This window comes from Bradyrhizobium sp. WSM2254 (assembly GCF_000472645.1).
GTDB lineage: Bacteria > Pseudomonadota > Alphaproteobacteria > Rhizobiales > Xanthobacteraceae > Bradyrhizobium > Bradyrhizobium niftali.
In genome coordinates, this window is the sequence record NZ_AXAB01000066.1 from 17,974 (window position 1) to 36,156 (window position 18,183).

The window sequence follows — 18,183 nt, forward strand, 5'->3', positions numbered from 1 at the left end:
TCATGTCGTCCGCCCCCACAGTGCATGCCGACGGCCTGCCGCAGCCCCAGCGCAACCAGGCGGTCCTGACCATTGCGCTCGGCATCATCATGGCGGTGGTGGACAGCGCCATCGCCAACGTCGCGCTGCCGACGATCGCGGCCGACCTCGACGCGAGCCCGGCCTTCTCGATCTGGATCGTCAACGGCTACCAGCTCGCGATCACCATCTCGCTGCTGCCGCTGGCCTCGCTCGGCGAGATCGTCGGCTATCGCCGCGTCTATCTGGTCGGGCTCGTGCTGTTCACGCTTGCGTCCGCCTTCTGCGCGCTGGCGCATACGCTGCCGCTGCTGACGGTCGCACGCATCATCCAGGGCTTTGGCGCGGCCGGCATCATGAGCGTCAACGCGGCGCTGGTGCGCTTCACCTATCCGCGCAGCCTGCTCGGCCGCGGCATCGGGCTCAATGCGCTCGTCGTCGCCTTCTCGGCCGCGGTCGGCCCGACGCTCGCGGCCGGCATCCTCGCGGTCGGGAGCTGGCCCTGGCTGTTTGCCATCAACGTGCCGCTCGGCGCGGTGACGCTGGTGCTGGGCCTGCGCAGCCTGCCGCACACCAAGCCCGCGAGCCATTCCTTCGACTGGCAGAGCGCCGGTCTGTCCGCGATCACCTTCGGTGTCGGCATTGCCGCGATCGACAGCGTCGGTCATGGCGAGGCCGCGCTCACCTGCCTCGTCCAGTTCGCAATCGCGATCGTCGCCGGCGCGCTGCTGATCTATCGCGAAACCCACATGACCTCGCCGCTGCTGCCGGTCGACCTCTTGCGCATCCCCGTCTTCGCGCTGTCGATCGCGACCTCGATCGCATCGTTCTGCGGGCAGATGCTGGCCTTCGTCGCGATCCCCTTCTATCTCCAGAGCCGCTTCGGCTATTCCGCCGTGCATATGGGCCTCCTGATCACCCCGTGGCCGATCGCCCTCGCCTTCGCAGCCCCCCTCGCCGGCCGCCTGGTCGAACATTATCCGGCTGGCCTGCTCGGCGGCATCGGGCTCACGCTGTTCGCCTGCGGGCTCGGCGCGCTCGCCCTCCTGCCCGCCGCGCCAACGCCGCTCGACGTGATCTGGCGGATGGCGCTGGCCGGGGCCGGCTTCGGCCTGTTCCAGACCCCCAACAACCGCACCATGATCGCCGCCGCCCCGCGCGAGCGCGCCGGCGGCGCCAGCGGCATGCTGGGCACGGCGCGGCTGCTCGGCCAGACCACGGGCGCGGCGCTGGTGGCGCTGTTCCTCGGCCTCTATCCAGTTGACGGGACCCGAGTCGCGCTCCTCGCTGGCGTCGGATTTGCGCTCTGCGGCGCGGTGCTGAGCATGCTGCGGCTCTCGCCCGCAGGCGCGCGCGGCGCCGAGCATGTCCGCGTGCAGGACGACCAGCGCCTGCGCGGCGAATAGAACCGGCCACGCGCAGGTTCTCGACCCATCGCCACACAACCGGTGCGTGGCTTAACTATCTGGACCAATGACGTATTGCCCTCGCGCTCTGGTTGCGCTTCACTGGCGGCGGGACAAGGGGCATTTCATGCGATCATTTGGAATTGTGGCGCTCAGCGTCATGCTGGGCGGCTGCGCGTCGGTCACGCGCGGGACGACCGAGAATATCAGCATCTCATCGACACCTTCAGGCGTTGAAGCCGTCGTCAGCGGAATGGAGGTTCCGACCACCTGCACGACGCCCTGCTCCGTGGTCGTCAAGCGGAACGCCGACATCTCCATCACCTTCCAGAAGGAAGGCTACGAGCCGCAGATCGTGCCGCTCAGCCGCGACATCCAGACCGGCGGCGCCGCCGGCTTTGCCGGTAATCTTCTGCTGGGCGGGGTCGTCGGCATGGGGGTCGATGCCGCGACGGGCGCGGCAACCGATCACAAGCCGAATCCGGTCATCGTCACGATGCAGCCGTCCGCCCCTGCCCGCGCACGGCCACCCGCGCCGAAGAAACCGCGGCCGCTTGCGGCACCTGCGCCTGACACCGGCACTTAAAACCCCGCATTACGACACAAACAAAAAGGCCGGCATTTCAGCCGGCCTTTTCGATTTCATCACGCGCCGATCAAGCCTTGACCAGCGGCCCCTTGGAGGTCGGCCCCTTCGAGCCGCCGGGGCCGCCCGGCTTGGGCTTGCCCGGTGGACGCTTGCGGGCGCCGGGCAGCTTTTCCTGCTTCGGCGTGACCGGGCCCTCGACGAACTCGAAGCCGATCTTCTCCTTGGTCTCGTCGGCCTCGTCCTTGACCAGGACGACGCGGACGTGGCCACCGCTCTTGAGCTTGCCGAACAGCACCTCGTCGGCCAGCGGCTTCTTGATGTGCTCCTGGATCACGCGGGCCATCGGCCGCGCGCCCATCTGCTCGTCATAGCCGTGCTGGACCAGCCAGGTCTTGGCGGGCTCGGACAGCTCGATGGTGACGTCGCGGTCGCCGAGCTGCGCCTCGAGCTGGAGCACGAACTTCTCGACCACCGTGCCGATCACCTCGACGCTGAGATGGCCGAACGAGACGATGGCATCGAGGCGGTTGCGGAATTCCGGCGCGAACTGCCGGTTGATCGCCTCGTGGTCGTCGCCTTCCCGCTTCGAGCGGGTGAAGCCGAACGCCTGCTTGGCCAGGTCCGAAGCACCCGCATTCGTGGTCATGATCAGGATCACGTTGCGGAAGTTGACCTGCTTGCCGTTGTGGTCGGTGAGCCGGCCGTGATCCATGATCTGGAGCAGCACGTTGTAGAGATCGGGATGCGCCTTCTCGATCTCGTCAAGCAGCACCACGCAATGCGGATGCTGGTCGACGCCGTCGGTGAGCAGGCCGCCCTGGTCGAAGCCGACATAGCCGGGAGGCGCGCCGATCAGGCGCGACACGGTGTGCCGCTCCATGTATTCGGACATGTCGAAGCGCAGCAGCTCGACGCCGAGCGACGCCGCGAGCTGCTTTGCGACCTCGGTCTTGCCGACGCCGGTCGGGCCCGAGAACAGGTAGCAGCCGATCGGCTTCTCCGGCTCGCGCAGGCCGGCACGCGCCAGCTTGATCGAAGCGGCGAGCGACTCGATCGCCTTGTCCTGACCGAACACGGTGCGCTTCAACGTCTGCTCGAGATGCTTGAGCACCTCGGCATCGTCCTTCGACACGCTCTTCGGCGGGATCCGCGCCATCGAGGCGATCGTGGTCTCGATCTCCTTGATGCCGATGGTCTTCTTGCGCTTGTTCTCGGCAACCAGCATCTGCGCCGCGCCGGATTCGTCGATCACGTCGATCGCCTTGTCGGGCAGCTTGCGGTCATGGATGTAGCGCGAGGAGAGCTGCACCGCAGCCTCGATCGCCTCGTTGGTGTACTTCAGCCGGTGGTAGTCCTCGAAATACGGCTTGAGGCCCTTGAGGATCGCGATCGCGTCCTCCACCGTCGGCTCGTTGATGTCGATCTTCTGGAAGCGCCGCACCAGTGCGCGGTCCTTCTCGAAGTGCTGGCGGTATTCCTTGTAGGTGGTCGAGCCCATGCAGCGGATCGTGCCCGAGGCAAGCGCCGGCTTGAGCAGGTTCGAGGCATCCATCGCCCCGCCCGACGTCGCGCCCGCACCGATTACGGTGTGGATCTCGTCGATGAACAGGATGGCGTTGGGATGCGCCTCGAGCTCCTTGAGCACCTGCTTCAGGCGCTCCTCGAAGTCGCCGCGATAGCGCGTGCCCGCGAGCAGCGTGCCCATGTCCAGCGAGAACACGGTGGCAGCCGCCAGCACCTCCGGCACCTCGCTGTCGACGATGCGCTTGGCGAGGCCCTCCGCGATCGCGGTCTTGCCGACGCCGGCTTCGCCCACGAACAGCGGGTTGTTCTTCTGCCGGCGGCACAGCACCTGGATCGCGCGATTGATCTCGGAATTGCGTCCGATCACCGGATCGATCTTGCCGTCGCGCGCCTTCTTGTTGAGGTTGACGCAATAGGTCTCGAGCGCTTCGCCCTTCTTCTTGGCGTCGTCGCTGCCCTTGGTCTCGGTCTCCTCGTCGACGCCGCGCACGGGGCGCGCCTCGGAGACGCCCGGCCGCTTGGCGATGCCGTGGCTGATGTAGTTGACCGCGTCGTAGCGCGTCATGTCCTGCTCTTGCAGGAAGTACGCGGCATGGCTCTCGCGCTCGGCGAAGATCGCGATCAGCACGTTGGCACCGGTCACCTCTTCGCGACCGGAGGATTGCACGTGGATCACCGCGCGCTGGATCACGCGCTGGAAACCGGCGGTCGGCTTGGCATCGTCGGCGCCATCCGTCACCAGATTCTCGAATTCGGTCTCAAGATAGTTGACGAGGCTCGTACGGAGCTTGTCGAGATCGACGCTACAGGCGCGCATGACGGCGGCTGCATCGGAGTCGTCGATCAGGGAGAGCAAGAGATGCTCGAGCGTCGCGTATTGGTGATGACGCTCGTTTGCGATCGCCAGCGCACGATGCAGGGATTGTTCAAGGCTTTGGGAAAAAGTCGGCATTCGCGTCCTCTATGGCCCCCACCATCATGATCGTCCTCGCCCGGTCAGGCAACAACAACCTTTGTCACATATAGTTATACAAGACCGCGGCGAAAGACCGGTTCCGCGACTCGGCAGCTAGCCATCTGCGGTATTTTTCGATGCAAAACCCGTTCCGATTTGGGCGGGATCGGCGCCGGTTCAGAATTCCGTAGTTCTGCCGGCTGCAACGGACATCGCGCGCAGGCACCACGCGGCGGTCCCACTGCGACATACACAAGCAAGAGCCGGCTACGAACGCGCCGTGAGGTGACTTATTTCTTCTCCATCACGCATTGCAGCGGATGCTGGTGCTTGCGGGCGAAGTCCATCACCTGCGTCACCTTGGTCTCGGCGATCTCGTAGGTGAACACGCCGCACTCGCCGATGCCGTGATGGTGGACGTGCAGCATGATCTTGGTCGCCGCCTCGACGTCCTTCTGGAAGAACTTCTCCAGCACGTGGACCACGAACTCCATCGGCGTGTAATCGTCGTTCAGGATCAGAACGCGATACAGGTTCGGCCGCTTGGTCTTCGGCTTGACTTTGGTGATGACAGAGGTGTTCGGCCCCGTCGGGCTGCCGGAACGGTTCTCGTCGTTGCTCATCCGGGGAGCGCGGGCGGCGGCGGCCGCAGGCAGGTCGAGGCTGGAAGTCAATTGCGGCATGGCTCAGGCGTTCAAATTCCCCACGGAAGCGGTGACGGCCCGCCGCGCGGCCCCGCCTTTCGGAGCTTCGCGCTGGCGCACCGCGTTTTGGGATCGCCGCTTCCAACCGGTCCGGTCCAAACCAGATCGATTGCGAGAATATGGGTCTGCCCCCGGCTCGCCGCAAGCGTGCAAGATCCGGCTGCCGCGGTCCCGATTCCCGATCCGGGCGATCCTGACCGAGGTTAGTCAATCCGGACCGGTTTGACAAAAATTTCCGCGGCGCCGTCTCGAACATGGTGACCAGGAACCCGGCCGTTAACGCGACTGCGACGGTTTCGCGCGGGATCATCTCCGGTCTTCTACGGTACCTGCTGTTCAATCGCGTGACGCGAAATCGGGCAAAATCGGAGATCTCGAGGATTGCCGGCCTCGCCTGCCCTGCCCTGTGTCAGCCGCGTCGGTCGACAGCTCGCGCATCCTGCAGCCGCCGAACACAGGCCCGCTCCTCAATGCAGGCGGCGCTCGATCGTCGGGCACCATCACCAATCAGCACCAAGGCGCAGGCCCATTTCAACGTGCTGTTCACCGGCACCAACTCGCTGCCGACGGACAGCGTCGCCGCCACCTGTACCGCGAGCACCAGCATTGATCCCACGAACACCACGCCGACGAGTGCGATCTCGGGCGTGCTGCCATATTGCGCGCGCAACACCTTACAAATTCTACTTGGTCACACCGGCAAACCAGACCGCGCGTCGAGACGGATCCGTCGCGACAAACGAAAAAGCCCGGCTGGTTCAGCCGGGCTTCTTGCTTCCAGGATGTCCGGGAAAAGTTAGTTGGCGGCCGGGGTGAACTTCGACACGATGGTCTCGACCGGCTTGAACGCCTGCTTGGCGAGATCGCTGTAGAGGCCGGCGATCTTCTGCGATTCCGCAACGAACGTCTCGTAGGAGGAGCGGGCGAAGTCGGTCTGCGCTTCCATCGCCTTGTCCAGCGACTTCACGCCGGAAAGCTTCTCGACGAAGGACTTGGTGTCTTCGAACGACTTCTTGGTGTAGTCGCCATAGGCGCTGGCGATCGCCTGGAGGCCGTGCTGCACCGAGGTCGCGGAGGCGACGCACTGCTCGAACTGCTCTTTCCCGTAGCTCTGAAAGTCTTCAACCTTGAACATTTCGGAATCCTTTTCCCTGGCTCGCGTCCGGAAGCCCCGGCTCCCTGACATTGCCCACAAATAGTGCAACGCACAAAAAAGTCAAGAATCTTGTGCGACGCACAAAAATTAGATTCAAACCGTGGAGATTCCCGGGGTTTCCCGCAAGGGTTCCTTAAGCTTTTGGAAACCGCGGACCCCTACTTTGATTCCCTGGACGTGTTCAGCTTCCGCAAGCGGTCAAAAGCCGTTTGAGAACATCACCTTAGCCAGAACAGCGGCTCAGGCCCAACGTTCCCCGCGGTGGACACCCGCGGAGGGGCAGCCTGAGCAGGTAATGATCCCGGGTCCAGTGGGCACAATTTCGCCTCACGGGCCGGTGATCAAGTCAGAAACGGGGGACGGGGTTTCATGCTTCGTAAAAACTTGTCTTCCTCGCGCTTGGCGCGGGTCGGGGTTTTCGGGCTTCTTACGATCACCACCGCGGTCATCTTCACCACCGATGCTGCCGAGGCGCGGCGTCACCGCCGCCATTACGCGCACCACCGGGTGCAGCGCGATGTGTCCGAGAGCTCCAGCCCGAAATTCGCGTCGATCATCATCGACGGCAATTCCGGCTCCGTGCTCCAGGCAACGAGCCCCGACGGGATCCGCCATCCGGCCTCGCTGACCAAGATCATGACGCTCTATCTGCTGTTTGAGCGTCTCGAGTCCGGCAAGATGAAGCTCGACACCGAGATGCCGGTGTCGCAGCACGCCGCCGATCAGGATCCGACCAAGCTGAACCTGCGTGCCGGCCAGACCATCCGCGTCGAGGACGCGATCAAGGGTCTCGTCACCCGCTCCGCCAACGACGCCGCCGTGGTGATCGCGGAAGCGATCGCCGGCGACGAGGACGACTTCGCCCAGATGATGACGCGCAAGGCGCGTTCGCTCGGCATGTCCAAGACGGTCTACCGGAATGCCAACGGCCTTCCCAACGACGAGCAGGTCACGACCGCGCGCGATCAGGCCACGCTCGGCCGCGCCATCCAGGAGCGCTTCCCGCGCTACTACCGCTATTTCGCGACCTCGACGTTCAACTGGCGCGGCCAGTCGATCCGGAACCATAACCACCTGCTCGGCAGCGTCGAGGGCGTGGACGGCATCAAGACCGGCTACACCCGCGCCTCCGGCTTCAACCTCGTGAGCTCGATGCGCCGCGGCAACCGCCACCTGATCGGCGTGGTGCTGGGCGGCCGCAGCGGCGGTTCGCGCGACGCTATCATGCGCAACCTGCTCGCCGAGAATCTCGAGAAGGGCGCGACCACGCACACCGTCACCGCAGTCACCGAGCGCATCGGCTCTGACGCCGCTGCCGAGGTCGCGGATGCGTCAGATACCCCGGCCCGCACCGCTCCGCAGGCCCAGGCCGCCGCCGCCCCCGCTCCCGAAGCGACCCCGTCGCGTCTTGCCTCGCGCCTGTCCGCGCTTGCGGCCGCCACCGCCGCAATGCCGCCCGCTCAACCCAAGCCTGACGCTCGGCCGACTGAATCCAAGATCGAGCCCGCGCCGCTCACCAATGGCGTGATCTCCAGCCAGCCGCTCTCGATCATCCCGGGCTCGTCCGAACCGATGAAGCCGGTCCGGGTCAAGACGGTGCAGGTCAAGGCCGGCGCCGTGAAGGTCGCCTCCGCCGCTCGGGCTCAGGTCGCGCCGCAGGTTACCAGCACGGTTGCGTCCCGCTCCGACGTCGCGGAAACCTCCGGCGCCGTCGTCGCCCGGGCCGATCTGATCAACAAGCCCGATTTCCAGAGCCAACCGGAAGCGCCGAAGGCGGACGTCGCCCGCACCGAGCTGCCGCGGCAGCCGGCCGGCTTCGGCACCGGCAACGGCGTCCTCGGCGTGCTGCCGGCTGCAACCGCCACCGCGCCCGCCCCGGCCGCTCCGAAACTCGCGTCCGCCGAGCCGGCGCCGCAGCCGATCCAGATGAGCGCCACCACCAAGCCGGTCGTCACCCACAGCGGCTGGATCGTCCAGGTCGGCGCGCTCGAGAGCGAGAACGAAGCCCAGCAGCGCATCGACGCCGCGCGCAGCTCGGCCCGCGGCCTGCTCAGCAAGGCCGATCCGTTCACCGAGCCGGTCGTCGCCAAGGACAATCGCAAGCTCTATCGCGCCCGCTTCGCCGGGCTCGAGCGGGATCAGGCCGAAGCCGTCTGCCGCGCCCTGAAGCGCGCCGACATCTCCTGCATCACCGTCCGCAACTGATCTCCTGCACCGTTCCGAAAAAAAATGCCCGCGCCTTGCGCGGGCATTTTTCTTTTCGGCATGCGGCCGGCCAAAGTCAGTTCCGCGACAACCTCTCGTCAACAATTTACGGTTAAATTTCAACTCAAGAGATCGACCACGCCGACAATGGCGGGCATCGGGGCGACGACAGACAGAGCAACGGAGCTCACGCGGTACGAGCGTTTGTAGCGTGGTGCCGGAGTTAGCCGTTATGCGTGCGAAGCAGAGTATCCTTGGCCTCGTTTACCCGGGCAGCGAGATACGTCGAGCCCCCCTGGTCGGGATGGAGTTTCTTCATCAGGGACTTGTGGGCCCGGCTGATGTCGTCACGCCCCGCTCCCGGCTGCAGGCCAAGGATCTGATAGGCCTCCTCCGCCGTCATTTTGCCGCTCGCCGCCGTGCGGCGCTGCCCCCCTGCCGCATCGCCCTGCGCGTTCTGACGCCAGGCGGGAAACCGGCGGTCCAGATAGCTTTCAAGTAAGGCCACGCTCTCGGCGTCGAATGCCGGGACCATCGCCAGCAGGCCGGCGAGATCGAACTCGTCGAGATCGCGCCCGGCGTAAGGCCCGGCAACGATCTGGCCTCCGAGCCGGCCAGAATCGTGGTCGAGCCGCATGTCGAGGAATTGGGAGCGCACGCGCGAGGCCTGCCCGGACGCGGGCGCCGCGCCGCCACCGAACAGCCCGCCGAAATTGCCGAAGCCGGCATTCGCCAACGGCGTCCAGCCGAGCAGCCCGGCGCCAAAAATCCCGAGCGGGATCGCGACCGCCAGCTCGCCCCGCAAGCCCGTGAAAGCCGCGACCGCCAGCGCCACCACGCCGCCGCCGAACTTGATGGTGCGCGCCAGCACCGCAGGATTGGCGGCGCGGAACATCTGAAGCAGCAGATAAAGCGTGATAACGGCGACAGCGCCGGCGATCAGGGTCATGACCGGAATATAGGCGCCCTGTTGCCAAAAAGCATGGCGTCCTTTCGCCCGTCTGCATTTGGCGGATGTGACCGGCTACTTCATCTGGCCGATCAGCTGGGCCGCACCGCTCGCGCTCTTCGCCAGCTTCAACAACGCCTCGCGGCCGCCGGCGGCATAGGTCGCGGCTGCCCGCAACAGCTCGCGCAGCTGTGCCGCCGCGCCGGGATCGAAGCGGCACCAGGCACCGCCGGTCAGGCGCGCGATCTCGCGGAAGGCCTGCTCGGCCACCGCGTCATGCCCTTCCTGAAACACAAATACCGGCACCTTGAGCATGCCGAGCTCGCCGGCCTTGGCGCAGAGCTCGTCAACCTGCTCCTCCATCGCGTCGCCGACGAAGACCACGGCCCTTACGCCCGATGCGACCGCCTCGCGCCGCGCCTCGCTCAGCACCTTGCCGATCTGGGTGTCGCCGCCGCGGCAATCGATCTTGCTCATCAGCGTCGCGAGCCTGGCGCTGTCGGAGATCCACCCCGTGGCACGGCACTCGTTGAAGCCGCGATAGTAGACCAGCCGGATGTCGAGACTGCCGAGCGCCGCGGTCTCGCGAAACATGTCGGCTTGGAGCGCACAGGCCATGTCCCACGTCGGCTGCCGGCTCATCGTCGCATCCAGCGCGAAGATCAGCCGCCCTTTTGCGCCGGGAGCATGCGGTGACAGCGCACGCGCCTTGGCGACAAAGGCGGCGATATCGTCCGAGGTCGACGTCCCGGCCTGCGGCACCGCGCCGCCTGCTTGCGGCGAGACGGCACCGCGGCCGCGCGGTTTGATAGGTTCGCCCGACATCCCTTGGCCCAGTGTGAATGCCTAATGTGGTTAGCGCGTGCAGCCCGGTCAATGTGCAAAGCCTCCGCGGGCGAGCGCCGGCGGAGGCTTTGAAAGTCGTTTCTGACTGTGATTGATACGTCAGCTCTTGGCAGGCGCCATCAGGGCGACCGGACCGGGCTCGAGAATATTGGGCGGGGACGATTGCGTATCAACCGGCGCCACCTCGCTGTCAGTCGCGCTCAGGAACTTGTCGAGCATGCTCTGGATCGAGTTCTTGGCCACATCCGGACCGGTGTCGCGCATGTCGTTGTGCTGGAATTCGGTCTTCACGACCTGGATGCCGGCCTTCTCGCACTCCTCGTCGCTCGGGATCACGCCCGCATCGGCCTTGAACTGAGGATCGGTGGAGCGGAACGACAGGATCTTGAACTTGCCGGCGGTGACGAACGGCACGCGCAGATTGTCGAGCGTGACGACCTTCTTGACCTCATCCGGATACTGCTTGGCGAAGTACATGGTGATGTCGCCGCCCATGGAGTGGCCGACCATCGTCACCTTCTCGTAATCGGCGTTGGGCTGAACCTTCTTCATTTCCTGCATCGCCAGATGGATGTTGGCCACGCCGCGCAGGATCTGCGGCAACCGGCCGACATAGAGCTCGCCGGGCTTGGTCACCATCGGAGGATCGGTCGGCAAATCATGCTGCGGGCTCACGACGAGGTAGCCGCGCGCAGCGAAAATGTTGGCGAGGAAGCCGTACTCGGTGTTCTTGACGGTGTTGCCATGGTTGATCACGGCCACAGGCATCGTGATCATGCCGGCATCGGCCTGCATTTCCTTGTCGCGACGGATCGCGATATCGACAGGCACCGGACGGTTGTCGCGCGAAGCGTCGTAGAAGGTGATGGTCTCATGCCTGATCGCCCACTTGCTCGCCGTGAAATAGGCGACGCCGCAGAGGGCACTGACCGAAACCAGAACGGCAATTCCACGCTTCATTTTCGTCCTCAGCCTCAGGCTCTTGCGGCCTGAATCCCTGTTGAAAATCGTGTTGTTCTGGAGCTCTTCGGCCCCTGGTCGCCTATTCGCTAATATATGTCACAGGCCCGTGACAGGAAGGCCAAATATTGTGAACTGGCAGCCCTTTCATTGTGCGCCGCACACGTTTCTTGGGCACCCCCTCTCTGATACGACTACGTCAGGCTGTAGGTCACCATAGGACACAACCGGCCTCGATTGGGTTCAATTTCGCAGTAAACGTAGAATGAAAACGGCCGAAGGCGCGCTCAGTTCCCGCGGGGACCAGCCCTATGAGGTTGCCCGGAAGTAGCGATATACCGCTGACTTAGGCGCCGAGAACTTAGGCGCCGAGGATGTCGTGGACCTCGAGCGGCTTGTCGACCTGGCTGAACCACTCGGCCCGGTTGGCCGCGCGGCGGCGGCCGCGCTCGTCGAGCGGCAGCTTGAGCTGGCGGAGCAGGCTCGTCACCTCCTCCCGCGCAGTGAGATGGCCGAGATTGGGCCGCATGCCGAGCGTCGCCTCGTCGATCTCGTCGAGGGCGGTGAGGCCACGCGGGAAGAATTCGCGGTAGACGACTCGTTCGGCGAAGCCGTCGACATAACGGAAGCCGAGCCGCAGCGACAAATCCTTCAACCCCTCGGCGACGAGCTGCTTGTTGCGCGAGCCCAGCATGGACAGGCGGTTGCGCACCACGATCCAGTCGGTGCTCGAGCCGTCGAGCTGACGACGCTTGCGGCGGGTATCCCGCACCATCTCGGCATAGTGGCTCTCGCCGGTGACCGCATAGTTGGCGGGGTCGACGGTGCCGAGCACGTCGAAATCGAGGAAGCTGTCGTTGATCGGCGTGACCAGCGTGTCGGCCATCGAGTGGGCGAGTCGCATCAGGTAGCTGTCGGTGCCGGGCGTATCGATGACGATGAAATCGAAACTGCTCTCGACTGCCGAGACCGCTTCCATGAACTGCTGGAACTCGGAGTTCTCGTTCTCGGCAATCTGCATGGTCTCGCCGAGCTTGATGCAGCGATGCACCGGCAGCTCGAGGTCGAGCTTGGTGCGACGAGCCCAGGCGGCGCGGTTGTCGATGTAGTGCGTAAAGCTTTGCTGGCGGCAGTCGAGGTCGATGGTGGCGACGCGCTGACCGGCCTTCAGGAGCGCAACCGCGATATGCAAGGCCGTGGTCGATTTGCCGGAGCCGCCCTTCTCGTTACCCAGCACAACGACGTGCGCCGAGCCGGATTGGCCTTGGCTAGCCTGCACAAGCATGGTGATCCTCAACGCCCCTAAGCAATATCTTCGAGTTGACCGCGTCTGCGGTCAAGTGAAATGCGTGACAGGATAACGAAATCACAGCGCGTTAGTCGTCATCATGAATCGCGTCGCCGCATCACGTCTGTGATTCAGCCCACAATGTCGCGACAGCCTCCGCAGCTTTGCGCGGGATGCTGTGCCGCATCCGGATGCATGGCGTCCACGATCGCTGCTTGTTAAGGTTAGCCGGCTGCGCGGCAGGCCGCGCCCAACCCATCCGCAAGCCCCCCGAGTCCCGATGCAACGAAGCCCTCTGATCGCCCGTACGGTCCCTGCGCTCCGACGCGCCGTCGATAATCTTCGCAAGCGAAAGGCCACGATCGCGCTGGTCCCGACCATGGGGGCGCTCCATGACGGGCATGTGTCGCTGGTGCGCCTCGCCAGGCGGCGCGCCAGCCGCGTCGTGGTCTCGATCTTCGTCAACCCGACTCAATTCGCCCCGACCGAGGATTTCGGCGCCTATCCGCGGACCTGGAAAGCCGACATCGCCAAGCTCGCGGCCGAGGATGTCGACATCGTCTGGCACCCCGGCGTCGAGGCCATGTATCCGCAGGGCTTTGCAACCCGAATCGTGCCGGAGGGTCCGGCGCTGGCCGGCCTCGAGGACCGTTTCCGGCCCCACTTTTTCGGTGGCGTCGCCACCGTCGTCGGCAAGCTGTTCACGCAATGCCGTCCGGACCTCGCGATCTTCGGCGAGAAGGACTTTCAGCAATTGCGGGTGGTGACGCAGATGGCGGGGGATCTCGATCTCGGCGTCAAGGTGATCGGCTCCCGCACCGTGCGCGAGCGCGACGGGCTCGCGATGTCATCGCGCAACGTCTATCTCTCCCCGCAGGAGCGGCAGACCGCGACCACGCTCTACCGCGCCATGAAGGACAGCGCCGGGCGCATCCGCGCCGGCGAGGCCATCGCGCCGGCGATGGCGCGCGGCGCCGCGGCAATCAAGGCGGCCGGCTTCGTGCTCGACTATTTCGAGGCTCGTCACGCCGAGACGCTGGCACAGGTCGCCTCGCGCAAGGACGGCCCGTTGCGGATCCTGGTCGCAGCCAAGCTCGGCACGACCCGGCTGATCGACAATATCGCGGTCTAAAGCGCGATGGCGACATCGCGCTTTAGGTTATTGTTTGAGCATGATCTTTCCGGAAAACCGCTACACACTTTTCCGGGTTATGCTCAGAGCAGCCCGAGATCGCGCAGCTCGCGCCGCATCGGCTCCGGCATCGCCGCGATGGTGCCCGCGGCGGACTTGCCGAGATCCGGCGGCACCGAATCATCGGCGAGATAGCGCCAGCCCTGGAACGGGCGCATCGGCCGCGGCGAGACCGGGATCACCTTCGGCTGCATCACGATCCGGCAGCGCCCGATGCCGTCCTTGTCGCGGAACGGCTCGATGCCGATGATCTTTTCGCGCGCGGCGACCTCGCCCTTGATCACCCAATAGAGCGACCCGCCCGAGAGGATCTCGGCGTCGCGCTTGGGCACCATGCGGGTGATGTGGATGTGATGTTGCGGCAGACCCTTCTTCTTGGCGGTCTGCATCCGTTCGGCCACCCACTCCTTCAATTCCTTGACGGAGTCGCAGCCGACGGCGAGCTTGATCAGATGGAGTGGCATGCCCCAGCATTAGCGGGCCGGCCGCAGGTTTTCAAAGCCGAACTATTCGTTATCCGCAGCCGCGGGAGCCGAAGCCGCGGGAGCCGAGGCCGGCGGCGGCGCCAGCGGAACCGGTGCAGCTGCCGGCGCGCGCGCAGCCTTCGGCGCCGGCGGCTTCTTGGCGGCCGGTGCCGCGGGCGCTGTCGCCTGTGCCGAGGTCGCGGCCGGCGGGCGCGGGGCCGACGCTGCGTTCGCGGCGGGTGCGGCCTGGCGCGTGCCCGTCGTCGGCGGCTCCGGATTCATGATGCTCACCGGCGGCGTCGACGAGGCGCTCGGGAACTCAGCGTTGGTCGGCTTGCCCGTCGGCATCGACGGCGGCAGCGCGGCGAGCGCACCTGCGGCCGGCACGGCCGATGCTGCCGCTGCGGGCGCGTTCCAGGTGGGCACATAGCGCGCGACCAGCATGTCGTAGAGATGGGAGTCCATGTTGGCGACGACCTGCTGCTGATCGGTCAGCGAGCGGAAGGCGGCGCAATCGAATCGGGTGCAGCCGTCACGGGCGAGAAGCACCTGCGCGACGAGGCCGTAGCGATCGCGTTCCAGTGCCTTGCGCAGCACCTTCATGTCCAGCGTCAGGCTCTTGTCGACGGTCGCGGCGTCGCCGAGCGCGGTCAGCCGGTCGATCCTGACGGCGGTGTAGGAGACGGCGGCGGCCACCGCATCCGGCGAGCCGAACAGCGCCTTCTCGCAGCCAACGGCCACGGCATCGCCGGCGAGATCGTCGAGGCAGGACAGCGCCGGCAGGCTCGCGATAACACCGGCCTGTGCGCGCGCCTCCGCTGGTGCTGCCTGCCCCGCCGGCCCATAGGCGCGCACCGTGGCAGCCACCGCGATGGCAATGGCAAGCAGCGTGATGACGGTCAGCGCGCCGTTGGCGAGCGATCTCTCGGCGCGCAGCAGCGTGACCAGGAGTATGAATCCGAAGAAGCCGGCAGCCGCCAGCATCATCCACATCGGAAAGGCCGACGAGCGCCAGATTTCGTCGAGCGACGAGGCCCATGCCCAGTTCATGCGCGACGTCCCCTCACGCGAGCAACGAGCGAATGGTCAAAGCGAGCACCGCGAGTCGGCAACTGCCCCCGGCCCACCTTGTGAAGGTGAAGCGGGCCTTTTGACGGCGAGCGGAGCAAATTCGTCCGCGACATCAATGGGCGGTGGCGGCGCTTCAGGAGAGCGCGAGCTGACTTTCCTTGGCGACCCGTTCGAAGGCCTCGGTCGAGCTCTTGATCCGGTACTGGCAGTCGTCGCCTTCCGTCGGCAGCAGGCGGATGATTTCGTACGAGCCGCTGGCAGCCGGGCGCGCAACGTTGCTGGCCGTGAACAATACGCGCGTTCCAACGGGGAATTTGTGCTTCAACACCCTCTCCATTACTCAAACAACGCCTGCCTCGCCCATGGTCCCACTGCGATGGCCGGCCGGAAACCCAGCAAGCTATATAGCACGCATGTGGCGTTTTTGGCCAGCCTCATCCGAGCATGGCAACACACCAATCTTGAAGTCTTTTCAGGACGATAACGGGAACAACGGGCCACGGTAAATACCGATGGAACCGGGCCTCAGGCGGTATGGGGCAAATGACCCTGCGGGCTCGCCTGATCCACCGCCTTGGGCAGCTCCTGGCTGGCCCAGCTGGTCGACCGGGATGTTGTAGCGCGCAGCCAGCTGGCGGACGGTGTCGTTGCCGAGCACGGCGCGGAGCTGGTCCGCCGAGATCGGCAGGTTCTGGCCGTTGCCGAGCCAGGATTTGACCTGGTCACCGAACCCGGCCTGCTGAAGCTTGGCGACGATCGCGCTGAGGCCGCCCTGATTGTTGCTGCCGAGCACCTCGCTCAAGACGGCCGGCAGCACGGCGGCGCCGAGCTGGCCGAGCGCGCTGCGGAGCGCGGGGTTGTTTTCCAGCGAGTCCAGGATTCCCATGGCGTGCCCTCTCCCAAGCCGCAACTCCAGCACGATTGAGCGCCGCCGGCTGGCGTATCGTCAAGCGGCGCCCGATCACATTTCGCGATTACGCGTCCTCGAACTTCGCGATGACAAGCGTCTCGGCAAGCCCCTCGCGGGTCCATTCCTCGAATGCCGGCAGCGCCATCATCGTTTCCATGTACGCTTTGGTATCCGGCGCGACGTCGATCGCATAGGTGCGGAAGCGGTGCACGACCGGGGCATACATCGCATCCGCCGCGCCGAAGCGGCCGAACAGGAACGGTCCCTTGGCACTGCAGCGCGCCCGGCACTCGCGCCAGATCTCCTCGATGCGCGCAACGTTGGCCTTCGCATCGGCCGACAGCGTCACGGGGCGGATCGGTCGGTGCAGGTTCATGCCGCATTCGCTGCGCAGGGGCACGAAGCCGGAATGCATCTCGGCGCACACCGAACGGGCATGGGCGCGAGCGGCGGCATCATCGGGCCACAGCTTCACTTCCGGGTAGCGCTCGGCGATGTATTCGATGATCGCGAGTGAATCCCACACCGTGGTGTCGCCGTCGACCAGCACGGGCACCTTGCCGGCGCGGCTGAGGGACAGGATCTGCTCCTTGTCCGCGGGGTTCTCCGTGTAGAGCGGGATCAAGGTCTCCACGAACGGGATGTCATTGGCGCGCAGCGCGAGCCAGGGCCGCATCGACCATGACGAGTAGTTTTTGTTGCCGATGGCAAGTTTTAGTGCAGCCATGTCACTGCTCCTTCCGAGTCCTCTGCATGCGGCTGCTTTTAGCGCCATCGCCTGCCGTCAATCAATCGTTGCTGCGCCCGGCCTTGCGTGGCAATCGTTGCTATGCTCGCGAGGAGAGAGACATGAGCAGGCATTGGGTCGACATCACCGCCGTCGGCTTCTTCATCGTCGAATGGCTGGTCTATGCCCTGACCCTGGAACATTCGGCCTATGGCCGCGACAGCCTGTCGGCGCGCATGAACCGTTATCGCGAGGTCTGGGTGCGCCGGCTGCTCGACCGCGAGACGCGCATGGTCGACATGCAGATCATGGCCTCGCTCCAGAACGGCACCGCCTTCTTCGCCTCCACCAGCCTCATCGCACTCGGCGGCGCGCTGGCGCTGCTGCACGCCACCAACGACGCCATCACGATCCTGAGCAAGCTGCCGGTCGACCTCAGCACCTCGCCCGCAATGTGGGAGCTGAAATGCGTCGGCCTCGTGCTGATCTGCGTCTACGCCTTCTTCAAGTTCGCCTGGGCCTATCGCCTGTTCAACTATGTCGCCATCCTGTTCGGCGGCATGCCGCCGGCGACCCAGCGCGACACGCCAGCGGCCGAAGCCCATGTCATCCGCACCACGCGCCTGTTCGAATCCGCCGGCCGTCATTTCAACCGCGGCCAGCGCGCCTTCTTCTTCGCGCTCGGCTATCTCGGCTGGTTCGTCAGCCCCTGGGTGCTGTTCGTGACCACAGCAGCCGTCGTGATCGTGACCTGGCGAAGGCAGTTCGCGTCCAGCGCATGGTCGGCGATGGCGCCGGAGGTGGTGGCGGATGAGGGGATGCGGAAGCGCGGGCATTGACCCCAACTCGTTCCACGTCGTCATTGCGAGCGCAGCGAAGCAATCCAGAATCTTTCCGCGGTGGCGGTCTGGATTGCTTCGCTACGCTCGCAATGACGGAGTATGAGGGAACAGCACTGCTCTTCCAACTCGCATCTCAACTCTCAAACACGCCTTCCCGTTCTCGCGGCGCAATTCGCCCGAGCTTTGCTTCGTCGCTCCACCCTCTTTGTCCAAGAGGGCGCAGGGAAGGCCGGGTGCCAGCTGGCACCCGCGGTCTGCTGCGCAAAAGGCACACGCAGAAAACCGCACAGCAGCATACAGGTGTAGCCAATCACTCGGCCTTCCCTGCGCAGTGGTTGGACGGCTTATGCCGTGCTCTCCCGGGAGCCGAGTTCCTT

The 18,183-nt window shown here is 65.3% G+C and carries 17 protein-coding genes and 1 pseudogene; 5 read left to right on the top strand and 13 right to left on the bottom strand.

Translation table 11 applies throughout. The features are described from left to right. Window positions 1-2: 2 nt before the first annotated feature. Together A3M7_RS45455 and A3M7_RS0135315 are read left to right on the top strand one after the other, a co-directional pair. A complete protein-coding gene (locus A3M7_RS45455) occupies window positions 3-1,424 on the top strand; it encodes an MFS transporter (protein ID WP_049823892.1) in 1,422 nt (473 codons plus the stop codon). A gap of 127 nt (window positions 1,425-1,551) precedes the next feature. Continuing rightward, window positions 1,552-2,010 carry a PEGA domain-containing protein gene (locus tag A3M7_RS0135315; protein ID WP_027548133.1) on the top strand — a complete coding sequence of 153 codons (459 nt, stop codon included), beginning with the start codon at window positions 1,552-1,554 and terminating at the stop codon, window positions 2,008-2,010. A gap of 70 nt (window positions 2,011-2,080) precedes the next feature. Here A3M7_RS0135315 and clpA read toward each other — a convergent pair whose 3' ends face one another. The 4 genes from clpA to A3M7_RS0135335 form a co-directional block, all read right to left on the bottom strand. Continuing rightward, complete coding sequence (clpA, locus tag A3M7_RS0135320; RefSeq protein WP_027548134.1) at window positions 2,081-4,489, bottom strand: ATP-dependent Clp protease ATP-binding subunit ClpA; 2,409 nt, start codon at window positions 4,487-4,489, stop codon at window positions 2,081-2,083. Window positions 4,490-4,782: 293 nt separating this feature from the next. Then, entirely contained in the window at window positions 4,783-5,115 is a 333-nt protein-coding gene (gene clpS / locus A3M7_RS0135325) for an ATP-dependent Clp protease adapter ClpS (protein ID WP_027548135.1), read from the bottom strand. Window positions 5,116-5,605: 490 nt separating this feature from the next. Next, complete coding sequence (locus A3M7_RS0135330; protein ID WP_156937073.1) at window positions 5,606-5,869, bottom strand: hypothetical protein; 264 nt, start codon at window positions 5,867-5,869, stop codon at window positions 5,606-5,608. A 123-nt stretch (window positions 5,870-5,992) separates the two neighbouring features. Continuing rightward, entirely contained in the window at window positions 5,993-6,331 is a 339-nt protein-coding gene (locus tag A3M7_RS0135335; RefSeq protein WP_027548137.1) for a phasin family protein, read from the bottom strand. Between the two features lie 390 nt (window positions 6,332-6,721). On the opposite strand from A3M7_RS0135335, the gene A3M7_RS0135340 reads away from it, so the two are divergent. Next, window positions 6,722-8,557, top strand: coding sequence for a D-alanyl-D-alanine carboxypeptidase (locus A3M7_RS0135340; RefSeq protein WP_027548138.1), 1,836 nt, complete (start codon window positions 6,722-6,724; stop codon window positions 8,555-8,557). Between the two features lie 223 nt (window positions 8,558-8,780). Here A3M7_RS0135340 and A3M7_RS0135345 read toward each other — a convergent pair whose 3' ends face one another. The 4 genes from A3M7_RS0135345 to A3M7_RS0135360 all read right to left on the bottom strand — a co-directional run bounded on the left by A3M7_RS0135345 (window position 8,781) and on the right by A3M7_RS0135360 (window position 12,597). Next, on the bottom strand, window positions 8,781-9,506 hold the full coding sequence (locus A3M7_RS0135345; protein ID WP_027548139.1) for a DnaJ domain-containing protein: 726 nt from the start codon (window positions 9,504-9,506) through the stop codon (window positions 8,781-8,783). 75 nt (window positions 9,507-9,581) lie between these two features. Further along, the gene (locus A3M7_RS0135350) at window positions 9,582-10,331 is read right to left on the bottom strand and encodes a hypothetical protein (RefSeq protein WP_027548140.1); all 750 of its coding nucleotides are present in this window, start codon (window positions 10,329-10,331) and stop codon (window positions 9,582-9,584) included. A 120-nt stretch (window positions 10,332-10,451) separates the two neighbouring features. Continuing rightward, the gene (locus A3M7_RS0135355) at window positions 10,452-11,312 is read right to left on the bottom strand and encodes an alpha/beta fold hydrolase (protein WP_027548141.1); all 861 of its coding nucleotides are present in this window, start codon (window positions 11,310-11,312) and stop codon (window positions 10,452-10,454) included. 361 nt (window positions 11,313-11,673) lie between these two features. Next, on the bottom strand, window positions 11,674-12,597 hold the full coding sequence (locus tag A3M7_RS0135360; RefSeq protein ID WP_027548142.1) for a division plane positioning ATPase MipZ: 924 nt from the start codon (window positions 12,595-12,597) through the stop codon (window positions 11,674-11,676). Window positions 12,598-12,880: 283 nt separating this feature from the next. Here A3M7_RS0135360 and panC point away from each other — a divergent pair, with 283 nt between their 5' ends. Then, on the top strand, window positions 12,881-13,732 hold the full coding sequence (gene panC / locus A3M7_RS0135365) for a pantoate--beta-alanine ligase (RefSeq protein ID WP_027548143.1): 852 nt from the start codon (window positions 12,881-12,883) through the stop codon (window positions 13,730-13,732). Between the two features lie 83 nt (window positions 13,733-13,815). Here panC and A3M7_RS0135370 read toward each other — a convergent pair whose 3' ends face one another. The 5 genes and pseudogenes from A3M7_RS0135370 to A3M7_RS0135390 all read right to left on the bottom strand — a co-directional run bounded on the left by A3M7_RS0135370 (window position 13,816) and on the right by A3M7_RS0135390 (window position 16,964). After that, a complete protein-coding gene (locus A3M7_RS0135370) occupies window positions 13,816-14,256 on the bottom strand; it encodes a DUF1489 family protein (RefSeq protein WP_027548144.1) in 441 nt (146 codons plus the stop codon). Between the two features lie 42 nt (window positions 14,257-14,298). Further along, window positions 14,299-15,306, bottom strand: a complete 1,008-nt coding sequence (locus A3M7_RS0135375) for a hypothetical protein (protein ID WP_027548145.1) — start codon at window positions 15,304-15,306, stop codon at window positions 14,299-14,301. Window positions 15,307-15,460: 154 nt separating this feature from the next. Then, window positions 15,461-15,664, bottom strand: coding sequence for a hypothetical protein (locus A3M7_RS0135380; protein ID WP_011087923.1), 204 nt, complete (start codon window positions 15,662-15,664; stop codon window positions 15,461-15,463). 188 nt (window positions 15,665-15,852) lie between these two features. Beyond that, window positions 15,853-16,213, bottom strand: a pseudogene (locus A3M7_RS0135385) (YidB family protein). Window positions 16,214-16,301: 88 nt separating this feature from the next. Beyond that, window positions 16,302-16,964 carry a glutathione S-transferase family protein gene (locus A3M7_RS0135390; RefSeq protein ID WP_027548147.1) on the bottom strand — a complete coding sequence of 221 codons (663 nt, stop codon included), beginning with the start codon at window positions 16,962-16,964 and terminating at the stop codon, window positions 16,302-16,304. A 122-nt stretch (window positions 16,965-17,086) separates the two neighbouring features. Between A3M7_RS0135390 and A3M7_RS0135395 the strand changes: the two genes are divergently transcribed. Further along, window positions 17,087-17,803: a DUF599 domain-containing protein gene (locus tag A3M7_RS0135395; protein ID WP_027548148.1), complete on the top strand. Its 717-nt coding sequence runs from the start codon at window positions 17,087-17,089 to the stop codon at window positions 17,801-17,803. Window positions 17,804-18,183 lie beyond the last annotated feature (380 nt).

What these genes read in the sequence shown, in the direction of transcription:
- panC (WP_027548143.1), top strand. Translation starts at nt 12,881, where the DNA reads ATGCAACGAAGCCCTCTGATCGCCCGTACGGTCCCTGCGCTCCGACGC.
- A3M7_RS0135390 (WP_027548147.1), bottom strand. Translation starts at nt 16,964, where the DNA reads ATGGCTGCACTAAAACTTGCCATCGGCAACAAAAACTACTCGTCATGG.
- A3M7_RS0135380 (WP_011087923.1), bottom strand. Translation starts at nt 15,664, where the DNA reads ATGGAGAGGGTGTTGAAGCACAAATTCCCCGTTGGAACGCGCGTATTG.
- clpS (WP_027548135.1), bottom strand. Translation starts at nt 5,115, where the DNA reads ATGAGCAACGACGAGAACCGTTCCGGCAGCCCGACGGGGCCGAACACC.
- A3M7_RS0135345 (WP_027548139.1), bottom strand. Translation starts at nt 9,506, where the DNA reads ATGACCCTGATCGCCGGCGCTGTCGCCGTTATCACGCTTTATCTGCTG.
- A3M7_RS0135340 (WP_027548138.1), top strand. Translation starts at nt 6,722, where the DNA reads ATGCTTCGTAAAAACTTGTCTTCCTCGCGCTTGGCGCGGGTCGGGGTT.
- A3M7_RS0135360 (WP_027548142.1), bottom strand. Translation starts at nt 12,597, where the DNA reads ATGCTTGTGCAGGCTAGCCAAGGCCAATCCGGCTCGGCGCACGTCGTT.
- A3M7_RS0135335 (WP_027548137.1), bottom strand. Translation starts at nt 6,331, where the DNA reads ATGTTCAAGGTTGAAGACTTTCAGAGCTACGGGAAAGAGCAGTTCGAG.
- A3M7_RS0135375 (WP_027548145.1), bottom strand. Translation starts at nt 15,306, where the DNA reads ATGAACTGGGCATGGGCCTCGTCGCTCGACGAAATCTGGCGCTCGTCG.
- A3M7_RS45455 (WP_049823892.1), top strand. Translation starts at nt 3, where the DNA reads ATGTCGTCCGCCCCCACAGTGCATGCCGACGGCCTGCCGCAGCCCCAG.
- clpA (WP_027548134.1), bottom strand. Translation starts at nt 4,489, where the DNA reads ATGCCGACTTTTTCCCAAAGCCTTGAACAATCCCTGCATCGTGCGCTG.
- A3M7_RS0135355 (WP_027548141.1), bottom strand. Translation starts at nt 11,312, where the DNA reads ATGAAGCGTGGAATTGCCGTTCTGGTTTCGGTCAGTGCCCTCTGCGGC.
- A3M7_RS0135395 (WP_027548148.1), top strand. Translation starts at nt 17,087, where the DNA reads ATGAGCAGGCATTGGGTCGACATCACCGCCGTCGGCTTCTTCATCGTC.
- A3M7_RS0135315 (WP_027548133.1), top strand. Translation starts at nt 1,552, where the DNA reads ATGCGATCATTTGGAATTGTGGCGCTCAGCGTCATGCTGGGCGGCTGC.
- A3M7_RS0135350 (WP_027548140.1), bottom strand. Translation starts at nt 10,331, where the DNA reads ATGTCGGGCGAACCTATCAAACCGCGCGGCCGCGGTGCCGTCTCGCCG.
- A3M7_RS0135370 (WP_027548144.1), bottom strand. Translation starts at nt 14,256, where the DNA reads ATGCCACTCCATCTGATCAAGCTCGCCGTCGGCTGCGACTCCGTCAAG.